The sequence below is a fragment of the Sphingomonas sp. SORGH_AS_0438 genome, from assembly GCF_031453475.1.
Taxonomy (GTDB): domain Bacteria; phylum Pseudomonadota; class Alphaproteobacteria; order Sphingomonadales; family Sphingomonadaceae; genus Sphingomonas.
Genome location: NZ_JAVIZS010000004.1, coordinates 31,076 through 43,741, shown reverse-complemented (window position 1 = coordinate 43,741; position 12,666 = coordinate 31,076). Strand labels below are relative to the sequence as shown.

The 12,666-nt window shown below is 65.1% G+C and carries 10 protein-coding genes; 4 read left to right on the top strand and 6 right to left on the bottom strand.

The window, feature by feature from the left end:
* Positions 1 to 205: 205 nt before the first annotated feature.
* From QE452_RS18985 to QE452_RS18975, 3 genes are read left to right on the top strand one after another with little or no spacing between them, the layout of a single operon-like run.
* Positions 206 to 859, top strand: coding sequence for a ParA family protein (locus QE452_RS18985; RefSeq protein ID WP_309730835.1), 654 nt, complete (start codon positions 206 to 208; stop codon positions 857 to 859).
* Positions 856 to 1,185: a hypothetical protein gene (locus QE452_RS18980; protein WP_309730833.1), complete on the top strand. Its 330-nt coding sequence runs from the start codon at positions 856 to 858 to the stop codon at positions 1,183 to 1,185. Before QE452_RS18985 ends, QE452_RS18980 begins: the two co-directional genes overlap by 4 nt.
* Positions 1,182 to 2,135 (top strand): replication initiator protein A, encoded by a 954-nt coding sequence (locus QE452_RS18975; RefSeq protein WP_309730830.1) that lies wholly within the window; start codon positions 1,182 to 1,184, stop codon positions 2,133 to 2,135. The genes QE452_RS18980 and QE452_RS18975 overlap by 4 nt, the downstream gene beginning before the upstream one ends.
* Positions 2,136 to 2,707: 572 nt before the next feature.
* Here QE452_RS18975 and QE452_RS18970 read toward each other — a convergent pair.
* Genes QE452_RS18970 through QE452_RS18950 form a run of 5 tightly spaced genes read right to left on the bottom strand, consistent with a single transcriptional unit; the run spans position 2,708 to position 5,356 of the window.
* Positions 2,708 to 4,249 carry a type IV secretory system conjugative DNA transfer family protein gene (locus QE452_RS18970; protein ID WP_309730827.1) on the bottom strand — a complete coding sequence of 514 codons (1,542 nt, stop codon included), beginning with the start codon at positions 4,247 to 4,249 and terminating at the stop codon, positions 2,708 to 2,710.
* Complete coding sequence (locus QE452_RS18965) at positions 4,249 to 4,533, bottom strand: hypothetical protein (RefSeq protein WP_309730824.1); 285 nt, start codon at positions 4,531 to 4,533, stop codon at positions 4,249 to 4,251. Before QE452_RS18965 ends, QE452_RS18970 begins: the two co-directional genes overlap by 1 nt.
* A complete protein-coding gene (locus tag QE452_RS18960; RefSeq protein WP_198355687.1) occupies positions 4,530 to 4,757 on the bottom strand; it encodes a conjugal transfer protein TraD in 228 nt (75 codons plus the stop codon). Before QE452_RS18960 ends, QE452_RS18965 begins: the two co-directional genes overlap by 4 nt.
* A gap of 13 nt (positions 4,758 to 4,770) precedes the next feature.
* Positions 4,771 to 5,100, bottom strand: a complete 330-nt coding sequence (locus tag QE452_RS18955; protein WP_309730818.1) for a conjugal transfer protein TraD — start codon at positions 5,098 to 5,100, stop codon at positions 4,771 to 4,773.
* Positions 5,093 to 5,356: a hypothetical protein gene (locus tag QE452_RS18950; RefSeq protein WP_309730815.1), complete on the bottom strand. Its 264-nt coding sequence runs from the start codon at positions 5,354 to 5,356 to the stop codon at positions 5,093 to 5,095. The genes QE452_RS18955 and QE452_RS18950 overlap by 8 nt, the downstream gene beginning before the upstream one ends.
* Positions 5,357 to 5,507: 151 nt before the next feature.
* Here QE452_RS18950 and traA point away from each other — a divergent pair, with 151 nt between their 5' ends.
* On the top strand, positions 5,508 to 8,516 hold the full coding sequence (gene traA, locus QE452_RS18945; protein ID WP_309730841.1) for a Ti-type conjugative transfer relaxase TraA: 3,009 nt from the start codon (positions 5,508 to 5,510) through the stop codon (positions 8,514 to 8,516).
* A gap of 919 nt (positions 8,517 to 9,435) precedes the next feature.
* Here the strand turns inward: traA and QE452_RS18940 are convergent.
* Positions 9,436 to 12,663, bottom strand: coding sequence for a CusA/CzcA family heavy metal efflux RND transporter (locus QE452_RS18940; RefSeq protein WP_309730812.1), 3,228 nt, complete (start codon positions 12,661 to 12,663; stop codon positions 9,436 to 9,438).
* Positions 12,664 to 12,666: the final 3 nt, after the last annotated feature.

The window sequence follows — 12,666 nt, the reverse complement described above, 5'->3', positions numbered from 1 at the left end:
GTCCTGTACGGAACCGCCTTTTCTCTTCGCAACGGCAATCAGCCGGGCTGTGTCTCGCCCCCCTCCGCCGTCGTTCGCCATAAAGTAGAGTCGACGATCGAGGTCATCTCAACGTTCCGAGGACAGTGGCTAAGCGACTAATCACCTTTACGACTAAGCGGCTAAGCGGTATAAGTCGCTTAGCCGCTTAGTGGGAGTAGCAGTTATGCAGGTATGGGCCGTGATTGCGCAGAAGGGCGGTCAATCGAAGACGACCCTCTCTACCGGCTTCGCCGTCGAGGCGGCGCGCGAGGGGGCGTCTGTCGTGATCCTTGATGCTGACGATCGGCAAGGTTCGGCGCTTTACTGGTCGGAACGACGCGACATGGACGATGTGATGGTCAAGGACAGCAGCGTCGCCGGCCTGCCGCTCCACGTCTCGCGCGGACGGAGCAGCGGCAAGATCGACCTCATCATCATCGATACGCCGGCGAACTCGAAGGACATCGCCATGCTTGCGGCCGAGCAGGCGGATTTCGTCATCATCCCCGTCGCGCCGCGCGGGCTCGACGTGCATTCGGTCTTGCAGACCGTAAAGCAGGTCCAGCAGGCGGGCACGCCGTTCGCGGTCATCCTAACCCAAGTGCCACACCAGGGCGGGGAGGGGCAGGAAGCTCACGCCGGTTTCGCGGCGAAGGGAGTGACGCTGTTCGACAGCCGCCTCCATTTCCGCAAGGACTATTACAAGGCGACGCCGCTCGGACGGACAGCGGCCGAGACGGAGCCGGACAGCAAGGCGGCGGCCGAGTTACGAAGCGCCTATAAAGAGGCTAAGCGACTAAGCGGTTATACGACTAAGCAAGTAAGCGAGTTTGCATGATGGCAAGGAAGCCTTCCGCGCTGGCCGGCATCTTCGATGACCAGCCCGAAGAACAGGCGCCGGCACCCGCCGTCGAGCCTGCCCCCATGCCTCAGCAGTCTGCACCCGCGCGTCGATCACGCCGCGACGCCGGCGCCTCGGCAGCGCCAGCCAAGCGCAGCAGTCATCCCGGCAAGAAGCCGGTGTTGATCCATATCCCCGAGGACATGCACCGCGCGTTGCGTCAGCTCAGCGTCGAGGAGGGCGGGGAACCGCTTACCGTTATCACCGAACGCCTGCTCCGCCAGTATCTGGTCAAGCGGGGGCACACCAGGTTCGCGCCATGAGCAAGCGGCGTGATCCCAACCCCGAGTTCGACCTGTTCATCCCGGCGCTGGGCGACCTGCCGCTCCGCGACCAGCGCGAGGTCATGGAGCGGCCGTTCTTCTCGCTCCAGAAGCGCAAACGGTTGAAGCCGATCGAATACAAAAGTCCGGATGGCGAGGCGTGGGTGCGCGTCCAGGCGATTCCCGACTACGGCATGGCGACGATTTGGGACGCCGATATCCTGATCTGGGCGGCGTCTACGCTCAACCGCATGAAGCAGCAGGGATTGAACGACCTGCCGCGCACGCTGACGACGACGCCCTACGACCTGTTGCGGGCGATCAAGCGCAGCACCGGGGGCAGGGACTATCAGGAGCTGCAAGCCGCGCTGCTCCGGCTTCAGACCACATCCATCACGACCTCGATTCGGGCGACGAAGCGCAGGCAGAAGGCGGGCTTCAACTGGCTGGATAGTTGGACGTTCGATACCGACGCTGACACCGAACAGCCGCGCGGGATGACGCTGACCCTCTCCGACTGGGTTTACGAGGGCATCGTCAACGAGAAGTCGCTGCTGACCATGCACCCCGACTATTTCCTCCTGTCCGGGGGGCTGGAGCGGGCGCTGTATCGGATCGCGCGCAAGCATGTCGGCTCGCAACAGGGTGGGTGGTTGTGCCGGGTCGAGGTGTTGCGCGACAAGACCGGCAGCGACGCCCAGCCCAAGGAATTCAACCGGATGCTCCGGCGCGTGATCGAGGCCGATCAGCTCCCCGACTATGCGATGGAGCTGGCGGAGACGACCGACAGGAGTCCGGCCGTCCAGTTCAGACGCCGCGGCGAGGCTGAGACGCTGGCGCTGGCGGAGAAGATGCGGGCGGAGGAGGAGCGGCGCGCGCGCTTCGACGCTGATCGCCGGCGCACTGAGGAGGTGGATGCCCGGATGGACAAGCTCGCGGGCCGACGCTGACTATCGGGGTTTCACCCACCGCTGGCCTAACTATCGGGGTTTCACCCACCCGGCATAGTCTTCCAGCGGTCGCCGGCGTACCGCTCCGGATGGCGTACAGCCTCTCAGTCTGTGGATAATCGATCCGGGCACGCGGTTTTCGGGTACGTCTGACTCGGGGTTTCACCCACCATTGCTTCGGGGTTTCACCCACCGCACTATCGGGGTTTCACCCACCGAATCACGGGGTTTCACCCACCGGGCATTCTCGTAGGCTACTGAAAACAGGCCAAAGATTCCGCTTTTTGGACCCCTTAACCTTCTTAACGATTCCTATTTAACAGAATCACTTAACCGACACGGACGTATTCAAGGAACGGAAAGGGAATGCGGAATTGCCTCTTTGAGGCAATGCGCCTTCGTTTCGTGCCGGCTATCGCCGTCACAGGAGCGGCCTAACAGCCGCAGGCTTCCGAAAGAAGCCAAGCCGATCCGGCGGTGTGTGCCTGTCGGCGTCACGCTCGTTGAAAAGGCAGGGTGGGGAGGTGTCCCGAAGCCTATCGTCGGTTTCGCCGGCGTGTAGGCGTGTACGATCACGCCGGATCGTAGAGGCCGGCGAACTCGCGTTCGGCATAGTAGCGGATCTTACCAACGACGAGCGGGTGCTGGCCCTGCCGCAGCAGGAGGAGATCGTCGGGGTTCATCCGCATGATTTCGTCGGGCGTCGCCAACCGGCGCGCGGCGACGTGGCCGCTGGAGCTTTCCGATCGGGTGCCGTCGCTGAAGATGCTCGCCGGGCCGGATGTGCCGAACGTCTCATATTCGATGGTGGTGTCGCCGATCGTGCGCGACAGCATGTCGGCGGTGGCAAGATCGTTGACCCCGAACGTCTGGATCACACCGGCGTTGGACATGAAGGTGCCGGCGCGCTCGCCATAGGTGGCCTTGAGCAGGTGCATGTCCTGGAGGATCGGCCAGAGCTGCATTCCGTAACCCGCCATCAGCCCCATCGCGCGTTCCACCGGGTCGAGGCGGCCGAGCGCCGCGAACTCGTCGAGCAGGAACAGCACCGGCTTGTCCGGCCGGGCAGGGGAGCGCGCCATGTCGGTAACGGCTTGGCTCACCAGCAGCCGCAGCCAGCGCGCATAGGTATCGAGCCGATCGGGCGGCAGGCACAAGAACACGGTGCTCGGCCGCTCCTTCAGGTCCGCGAACCGGAAGTCGGATGCCGACGTGCTGTCCACGATGCGGGGACTGTCGAGAAAGTGGGTGTGGCGCTGGGCGGACGACAGCACGCCGGCCGCTTCGCGATCGGACTTGCCGAGGTGGCGGTTGGCGGCGCGCGCGATCAGGCCGTGCGCGCCGGTGCTGGCCTGCATGTCGGCAAGCAGCGCGGCGAAGCCGGCGGGATCGCGGGTGAGCTTGTCGCGCACTGTTGCCAGCGTGGCGAGGGCAGGGGGCTCATGGATGACGGTGTGTAGGATGATGCCGGCGATGAGCGCCTTGGCTTCCTCGTTCCAATGCGCCTCGCCCGATTGTCCCGGTGCGTCGTGGACCAGCGCGTCCGCGACCGTCTGTGCGTCTTCCGCGAGGTCCGGGCTGGCGGCATCGAGCCACGCCAGGGGATTGTAGCGGGCCGCAGGACGCCCGGAGACGCCGAAGGGGTCTAGACACCACACGTCGCCCTTCCTTGCGCGCGTACGGGCCGTGACGCGGGCATTCTCGCCCTTGGGGTCGATGCAGATCACCGAGCGGTCGAGCAGCAGCAGGTTGGGGATGATCGTGCCGACACCCTTGCCCGAGCGGGTGGGTGCCATCGTCAGCAGATGGGCCGGGCCGTCATAGCGCAGCAGCTTGTTGTTCCGGCCCGATCGTCCAATGACGAGATCGCCCGAGCCTTCCAGCTTCGCCAGGTCTCGGCGATCGCCGAAGCGAGCCGATCCCATCAGCGTGTTACGACCCTGCCCGCGTCGGTTAAACTTCCAGATCGCGAAAAGGACCAGGCCGGTGAGCAGGAACGGCACGTCAGTCGCGATCTCGCCGACGCCGAAGATGCCCTTGAGCCAGCTATTGCTCGCCATCAGGACGACGAAGCCGATCAGCAGCGCCCAGAGCGGCCCGATCCGCACCGGCATCAGCAGCTCGCGCCGGCCGGAGTGATCGCCAGCGCGGAATCGGCATCGGGATGGCCGAGCAGCCTGAGAAGGATTTGCGTGGCTAGGGCAGGGGGCACCCGTTCGTCGCGCATCATATCGAACAGGGCATCATCCTCGGGCGTCAGCGCCATGCCTTCGATCGCGAGATTGGCGCGAGCGTCCTCGTCGTCCTCGCGCCACATCGTGTCCTCGGTTGGGCTGCCCCGCACATAGTCCAGCGCACGAACTTCGCTCCGCAGCGTGTCGAGGTCGATCGTCGTCATTCGCCCGTCTCCCGTTCCGCTTCTTCCGCGTCGAACGCCCGCCGGCCGCGGCGCTTCCACAATGCCAGCGTGTCGTCGCCAGCCTCGCTCCTTGCCTTGCCGACCAACTCCAGCAGCGCACCGTAGATGGTCGCGCGATCGTCGTCGGCGAGATCGACCAGCCCGGCCTTCTGGACGAGGCCGCCCAGTTCGATCAGGTGGCGGGTGCGTTCGCGGCGTTGCACGACCCAGCCCCTGCTATCCGTTCGCCGTTGCCCCGCTTCCGTCCGCAGCGTCGCCGCGCGGTTCAGTTGCAGCGCCCGATCCGTCGATTGCAGCAGCGCCGCCACCCTTGCGCCCGCGCCGTTGAAAGAACGCCGCGCCCTTCGCGCGCCATGCCTCCTTCGCGCTCGCATCCTTCGATCCGATCGCGTCGAGCAGCACGCCTGCGAGTGTTTCAGCATCGAGTGCGTCGGCACCAGTTGCGGTGACCAGCGCCCCGAGCTGTTCCACCCGCTTCGCCTTGAGCGCCTTGGCCTTGTCGCCGAGCGCCTTCAGCTCCGCATCGTAATCGCGCACCTTACGCATCGCGATCATCCTCGTCGGGTTCATCCGGCGCGGCAGGAATATCCGTCCACAGCAGCCCCGATGTTCCGTTTGCATCGACACCGGACGGAGCTTCTTCGTTCCACAGAACGCGCCAACCGTAGACCACGCCGTCGTCGCTGGCATTCTCGTCCAGATCAAAGGGGTAATCATCAAGCGTCTCGACGCTGATCCCGAGCGCTTGAGCGACATACGCATCGCGGCGTCGCTCCATCGCTTCCTCGTAAGCACGGCTCATCATGCTCTCCTCGTTCAGCCAGTTTGACAGAGCAGACGGGGAGCGCAAGCCTAAAGCGGGGCAAGTCAATCAGAAGGAGCGAAGCGGAGGATGAGTGCGCGCTTATACGTCGTTGCTGACGTGCGCTCAGAAGTGCATGGTGCCGCTCGCGATGGCGATCTACCATTTCAGCGCCAAGGTCATCAGCCGCGCAAACGGCTCCAGCGCCGTCGCGTCCGCTGCGTATCGCTCCGCATCCGAGCTGTATGACGAGCGGCTGGGACGTGACCACGACTTCTCGAACAAGGCCGGCGTCATCCACTCCGAGGTGATGTTGCCGAAAGGCGCGCCGGAACATTTAAAAGACCGCACCGTGCTCTGGAACGAGGTTGAGGCCGGCGAGAAGCGCAAGGACGCGCAGCTCGCCCGCGAGGTCGAGTTCTCGATCCCGCGCGAGATGAACGAGAAGCAGGGCGTCGCGCTCGCCCGCGATTTCGTTGCCGGGCAGTTCGTGAAGCGCGGCATGGTCGCCGACCTAAACGTGCATTGGGACAAGGCGAAGGACGGCAGCCCCAAGCCGCACGCGCACGTCATGCTGTCGATGCGCGACGTGGGGCCGGAGGGGTTCGGTCAGAAGAACCGCGACTGGAACAGCGGCGAGCTGTTGCAGGGCTGGCGCGAGGCATGGGCCGCCCACGTCAACGAGCGCATGGCCGAGCTGGGGCTGGAGGGCCGGATCGACCATCGCAGCCATGCCGATCGGGGCATCGAGCTGGAGCCCCAGCACAAGATCGGCCCGGCGGGGATGCGCCGGCTGGAGCGCGGAGAGGATGCCGAGCGTGCTGACGACCACCGGCGGATTGCGCGCGAAAACGGCGAGAAGATAGCGGCCGATCCGCGCATCGCGCTGGACGGCATCACCCGGCAGCAATCCACCTTCACCACCCGCGACCTCGCCGCGTTCGCGTTCCGGCATTCGGACGGCAAGGATCAGTTCGACCAGGTGATGGCGGCGGTGCGCGCAAGCCCCGAGCTGGTGGCGCTGGGCAAGGACGGGCGTGACCAGGAACGGTTCACCTCCCGCGACATGATCGTGACCGAGGCGCGGCTGGAGAAGGCCGGCGACGAGCTGGCCCGGCGCGGCGATCATGGCGTGTCTGACCGGCAGCGGACCGGTGCGCTGGAGGCGGCCGAGGGGCGGGGCCTGGTACTGTCGGGCGAGCAGTGCGACGCCTTCGACCACATCACCGGACGCGACAGGCTGGCATCGGTCGTCGGCTATGCCGGCACCGGCAAGTCGGCGATGCTAGGCGTCGCGCGAGAGGCTTGGGAGCGCGAGGGCTACCAGGTGCGCGGGGCGGCGCTGTCCGGGATCGCGGCCGAAAACCTTGAGGGCGGGTCGGGGATCGCGTCGCGCACGATCGCCAGCCTTGAGCATGGCTGGGCACAGGGTCGTGACCAACTCGGGCCGAAGGACGTGCTGGTGGTGGACGAGGCCGGGATGATCGGCACCCGCCAGATGGAGCGGGTGCTGTCCCATGCCCGTGACGCCGGGGCCAAGGTGGTGCTGGTGGGCGATCCCGAGCAGTTGCAGGCCATCGAGGCGGGCGCGGCGTTCCGGTCGATCACCGAGCGGCACGGTGCAGCCGAGATTACCGAGATACGCCGGCAGCGCGAGGACTGGCAGAAGGAGGCAACACGGGCCTTCGCCACCGGCCGGACGGCCGAGGCGCTGGACGCCTATGCCGCACACGGCATGGTCCATGTGGCCGACACGCGCGAGGCGGCACGGGCCGGGCTGGTCGATCGCTGGGATCGGGATCGTCAGGCCGAGCCGGACAAGACCCGCATCATGTTCACCCACACCAACGCCGAGGTGCGCGAACTCAACCGAGAGGCGCGCGAGCGGGTGCGAGCCAGCGGCGAGCTGGGCGAGGACCGGACCGTCGCGGCCGATCGGGGTGAACGCGACTTTGCGGCCGGGGACCGGATCATGTTCCTGCGCAACGAGCGGTCATTGGGCGTGAAGAACGGCACGTTGGGCACACTGGAGCGGATCAAGGACGGGCGCATGGGCGTCCAGTTGGACGATGGGCGCAGCGTTGCCTTCGACCTCAAGGATTATGCTTCGGTCGATCACGGCTATGCGGCCACGTTCGGCAAGTCGCAGGGCGTGTCCGTCGATCGCGGGCACGTGCTGGCGACGCCGGGCATGGACCGGCACAGCAGCTATGTCGGGATGACGCGGCATCGCGATAACGTGCAGCTCCACTATGGCCGCGACGACTTCGCCGACCAGGGTAAGCTCGCGCGCATGCTGTCGCGCGACCGGTCGAAGGACATGGCCGGCGACTATGCGCCGGAGCGGAGCGAGCAGGACTATGTCCGCGCCTTTGCCGACCGGCGCGAGATCCGGTTCCCGGAACTCGCGCGCCAGATGGTCGAGAAGGTTCGCGACAAGGCGCGCGGGATGTTCGCCGGATTCAGGCCGAAGCCCGGCAAGGAGCAAGGGGGGCCGATTAACACCGGTGCCATGTCCCCCTTTGGTGACCGAAACCGTGAAAGGGGGGCGATTAACACCGGTGACAGATCGGCTCTGGGCAATCGGAACCCCGAAAGGGGTGCGATTAACACCGCCGCCTTGTCCTCGCGTGAGATGCAGCCCGAAGGGCAACGGCGTCCGACGCGTGAGGAAGTTGAGAAAACCTGGATAGCGGAACACGGGCGTGAGTTGGCGGGTGTGCAGGCACGCGCACAGCGAGCGCAGGTGCGGGCGAATGGCATGTACAAGCGCCATGAGGCAGTGAGAGGTGACCATGCCCGCACCCAGCCGTTGCCACCTACCGGGCTGCTGGCGGCGTTACGGCGCTCGTCCTACGAGGCAGCGAAGGCTAATTGGGAGAAGACCGCACGCGGTTTGCAGCGGCGGTCCATGCAACTCGGGAAGCGGCTGGGTCAGATCAAGGAGTATCTTGGCCCCGTTACTGGACAGCGGCGTCATCGCGGCGATGAGTTAGCCCGTGCCAGGGTCGAGCGTGCGCATCCTTCCCTCAATAAGCTTTACGAGGCGGTCATGCGCGAACGCCGCGTCGAGCGTGTGCGGCAGCAGGAGCAGGAACGCGAGCGGAGCAGGCAGCGTGACCAAGATCGTAGTAGGGACGATCGTGGCCGCGGGCGGTAAATCCAACATCGGTTAGCCCCACGTGAGCTTTTCCCACGGTCATCAATCCGGGTGACGAACTTGCGCGGCAATAGGCCGAGCAAGATCCAATCCTTCCTTAAGAGTTAGTCGGTCGCGTAGTGCCCCAGCGCCGCGGACGATGACGAGCCGCCCTGTTGAAGGATTTCAGACGCTGACCCCATGTCGTTGGCAACTTCATCGAGGCATGAGCCTTCATGATCGACGGTTGAGCCCACCAAGGTAGCAGCTTGGTGGGCTCTGGTCGTGCGCGGGCGTTGCGCACGCCTTAGCGATACCAGGGCCATGCTGTGGCGCAAGGATGCACGCCGAGGGCAGCGCCTCCGATCGGTTGTCGAAAGCACGAATTGCATCGGCCGATTTACAGATGGCACCCTATCGCCTGTGACCATTTGGCGATGCGTTCGCGCTTTTGAAAACCGAAGCCGGATCAGCAAACGGTCGTCGAAAGCACGAAGATTCGGTAGCTCGGCGCCGTTGGTAACCGGCGCCTCAGCCCAAAAATCCCCAATCTTCGTGCTTTCGGCGACCATTGGTGTGCCACGTGGCACACTGCCTCGTTAAGCAGCGCCTTGTTCGAAGCCGGAGCGGCCTTTATCAGGTCGGGACAAGCGGCATCTTATGGACTGTCCGTTTCCCGATCAGGGAACTAGCACCGGGACCGCCTGTGAGGCGGTCCTCGGTTTTCCACGAGCACGCTCTTCCTTTGAAAGCCATAAATATGCACTAAGATGTGCTCAACATGGCCGTCCCCGCTGTTGCCTTCGGCATCAAGGGGCGGCCTTCCGTGCGATCGATCATCTCCGCGACTAGGTAGACCGAGGTGAGCGCAAGCGCCCACCCCAGCATCTTCCCATTAGCCCCGGCTGTATGATCGTAGGAATGGGCGGCTGCGCCGTGGTCATGCGCCATAAAGCGCCTTTTGTAGGTCGGGTGTCTCGTCAGGTTCTCGTGACGGCGTGACCATCGATCCGAACCGCGTATAGAGCGTGGGCAGTACGAACAGGGTCAGCAGCGTCGCCGAGATCAGTCCCCCGATCACTACCGTGGCGAGCGGCTTTTGAACCTCGGCCCCTGCGCCGTGGCCCAGCGCCATCGGCACGAAGCCCAGACTGGCGACAAGTGCCGTCATCGCAACGGGACGAAGCCGGAGCAGCGCCCCCTCGCGAGCCGCGCGCGTCCGGTCCATCCCTGCGCGCATCAGGTCGTGGATGGAGGATACCATCACCAACCCGTTGAGCACCGCTACGCCGGACAAGGCGATGAACCCGACCGCGGCCGAGATAGAGAAGGGCAGACCGCGGAGCACGAGCGCGAGAATACCGCCGACCAACGCCAGCGGCACGCCGGTGAAGACCAAGGCTGCGTCGCGCACCGATCCGAGCGCACCGTAAAGCAGCAGCATGATGACGGCGAAGCATATCGGCACCACGATCGTCAGGCGTGCCCGGGCGCTTGCCAGATTCTCGAACTGGCCGCCCCAAGTCAGATAGGTGCCGGCCGGCAACGCGACCTTTTGCGCTATCCTGGCCTGCGCCTCCTCGACGACGCCGGCCACGTCTCGCCCGCGCACGTTGGCCTGAACGACGACACGGCGCTTGCCGTTCTCGCGGCTGATCTGGTTCGGCCCGTCGCCAAGCCCAATCTCCGCTACGCTCGCGAGCGGGACGAACGATCCGCTCGCCGTTGGCACCGGAATCTGCCCAAGGGTCTGCAAATCGGCGCGTGCCGTCTCGCTGAGACGGATCACGACCGGGAAGCGGGCGTCGCCTTCGAAGATCACGCCAGCCTGTTTGCCACCTACGGTTGCCGCAACAACGTCCTGAACGTCGCCAGCAGAAACACCGACCCGCGCCATCGCGTCCCTATTGGGACGAATGTCGAGAAGCGGCAGTCCTTCGGTCTGCTCTACCCGGACATCCGCTGCACCAGGCACCTTGCGCATCACGTCCGCGATCTGGATCGCGGTCGCATTCATGCTGGCAAAGTTGTCGCCGAACACCTTGACCGCAATGTCGCCGCGCACGCCGGCGACGAGCTCGTTGAAGCGCATCTGGATCGGCTGCGTAATCTCGTAGCCGTTCCCCGGGATGGTCGAGACCTTCTTCTCGATACGCTCGACCAGCTCCTCCTTGGGGAGGCTCGGATCGGGCCATTCTTCGCGAGGTTTCAGCATCACGAACGTGTCGGTCGCGTTGGGCGGCATCGGATCGCTGGCGATTTCCGAGGTGCCCGTCCGCGAGAAGGCGTATTGCACTTCGGGCTCACGACTGATCGTCTTCTCGACCGCGAACTGCATACGCTGGCTTTGCTCGACCGACGTGCCGGGCGGACGCCAGGCCTGGACGAGGATGTCGCCCTCATCGAGTTGCGGCAGGAACTCCTGACCCAGCGTCGTGAAAGCGAGTGCCGCCACCAAGACGCCGGCAAGCGCCCCGCCGATGGTGACGCTCGGACGCCGCATGGCGGCGTCGAGGCCGGGTTCGTAGCGACGCTTGAGCCAGACGACGATCCGGCTTTCCTTCTCCTCGACCTTGCCGGCCAAGAAGGCGGCAATAGCCGCCGGTACGAAGGTCAGGGACAGCACGAAAGCGAAGACGAGCGCGATGATGACGGTCAGCGCCATCGGCTCGAACATCTTGCCCTCCACGCCGCTGAAGGTGAGCAGCGGCGCATAGACGAGGATGATGATCGCCTGCCCATAGACCGATGGCCGGATCATCTCGCGGGCGGACGCCGCCACGATCGCGAGGCGTTCCTTGAGCGGGAGGACACCTCCAGTTTCGTGCTGGCGCGTGCCGAGGTGGCGCAGCGCGTTCTCGACGATGATGACCGCACCATCGACGATCAGACCGAAATCGAGCGCGCCGAGGCTCATCAGATTGGCCGAGACACCGGCACGCAGCATCCCTGTGGCGGTGAGCAGCATCGTGATCGGGATCACCATCGCGGCGATCAGCGCCGCCCGGAAATTGCCGAGCAGCACGAATAGCACCACGATGACCAGCACCGCGCCTTCGGCGAGGTTGCGGGCAACCGTCGCGATCGTGGAGTTCACGAGCTTGGTACGATCGAGGACCGGCTTGACCACGACATCGGTAGGCAGCGATCGGCCAATGGCCTTAAGCCGTTCACCGACGTCGGTCGCGACGGTGCGGCTGTTCTCACCGATGCGCATCACGGCTGTGCCGACGACGACCTCGTGACCGTTCTCGGAGGCCGAGCCGGTGCGGATACCCTGCCCGGCCTCCACGGTCGCCACCTGATTGAGCACGATCGGCACACCGTCGCGACTTGCCACCACGGTGCGTGACAGCTCATCAGCGGTGCGAACCCGCGCGTCCGAGCGGACGAACAACCCTTCGCCGTTCCGATCGACCGTGCCTGCACCAATGCTGGTGTTACTGCGCTCGAGCGCGGTAGCGAGGTCCTGGACCGTCAGCCGCATCGATGCCAGGCGCTGGAGGTCGGGAATGACCAGATATTCGCGGTCGAACCCACCCAGCGAGTCCACGCCGGCGACACCTTCGGTCCCGCGGAGCTGCGGCGACACGATCCACTCCTGGACGGTGTGGAGGTAGGTCGCCTTATCGCGTTCGCTGACGAGGTGTTCGCCTTCGGGGGTGATGTAGCTGCCGTCGCGCTGGAGACCGGGTTCGCCATCCCGATGCTTCACGCGGTTGAGTTCCTGAAACTCTACGGTCCACATGAAGATGTCGCCGAGACCGGTCGCGATCGGTCCCATCTCGGGCATGACGCCCTGCGGCAGCCGTTCCTCGGCCATCCGCATCCGCTCGGCTACCTGTTGGCGGGCGAAGTAGATGTCGGTCGCGTCGGTGAAGACGGCCGTGATCTGGGCAAAGCCGTTGCGGTTAAGCGACCGGGTATAGGCGAGCCCGGGGATGCCCTTGAGCGAGGTTTCGATCGTGAACGAGACCTGCCGCTCGATCTGGTCGGGCGACAGCGAGGGTGCAAGGACGTTCACCTGCACCTGGTTGTTGGTGATGTCCGGGACGGCATCGATGGGGAGGCGCTGGAGGGCGAAGATGCCCGCGAGCGCGGCGACAAGGGTCAGCAGCAGGACTAGCCAGCGCCGCTCGACCGAGAAGGTGACAAGGCGGGAGATCATGGG

Excerpts from the sequence above, each read along its gene's own strand:
- QE452_RS18955 (WP_309730818.1), bottom strand. The coding sequence starts at position 5,100 with ATGCGTAAGGTGCGCGATTACGATGCGGAGCTGAAGGCGCTCGGCGAC.
- QE452_RS18950 (WP_309730815.1), bottom strand. The coding sequence starts at position 5,356 with ATGAGCCGTGCTTACGAGGAAGCGATGGAGCGACGCCGCGATGCGTAT.
- QE452_RS18970 (WP_309730827.1), bottom strand. The coding sequence starts at position 4,249 with ATGCCGGTGCGGATCGGGCCGCTCTGGGCGCTGCTGATCGGCTTCGTC.
- QE452_RS18985 (WP_309730835.1), top strand. The coding sequence starts at position 206 with ATGCAGGTATGGGCCGTGATTGCGCAGAAGGGCGGTCAATCGAAGACG.
- QE452_RS18975 (WP_309730830.1), top strand. The coding sequence starts at position 1,182 with ATGAGCAAGCGGCGTGATCCCAACCCCGAGTTCGACCTGTTCATCCCG.
- QE452_RS18940 (WP_309730812.1), bottom strand. The coding sequence starts at position 12,663 with ATGATCTCCCGCCTTGTCACCTTCTCGGTCGAGCGGCGCTGGCTAGTC.
- QE452_RS18980 (WP_309730833.1), top strand. The coding sequence starts at position 856 with ATGATGGCAAGGAAGCCTTCCGCGCTGGCCGGCATCTTCGATGACCAG.
- traA (WP_309730841.1), top strand. The coding sequence starts at position 5,508 with ATGGCGATCTACCATTTCAGCGCCAAGGTCATCAGCCGCGCAAACGGC.
- QE452_RS18965 (WP_309730824.1), bottom strand. The coding sequence starts at position 4,533 with ATGACGACGATCGACCTCGACACGCTGCGGAGCGAAGTTCGTGCGCTG.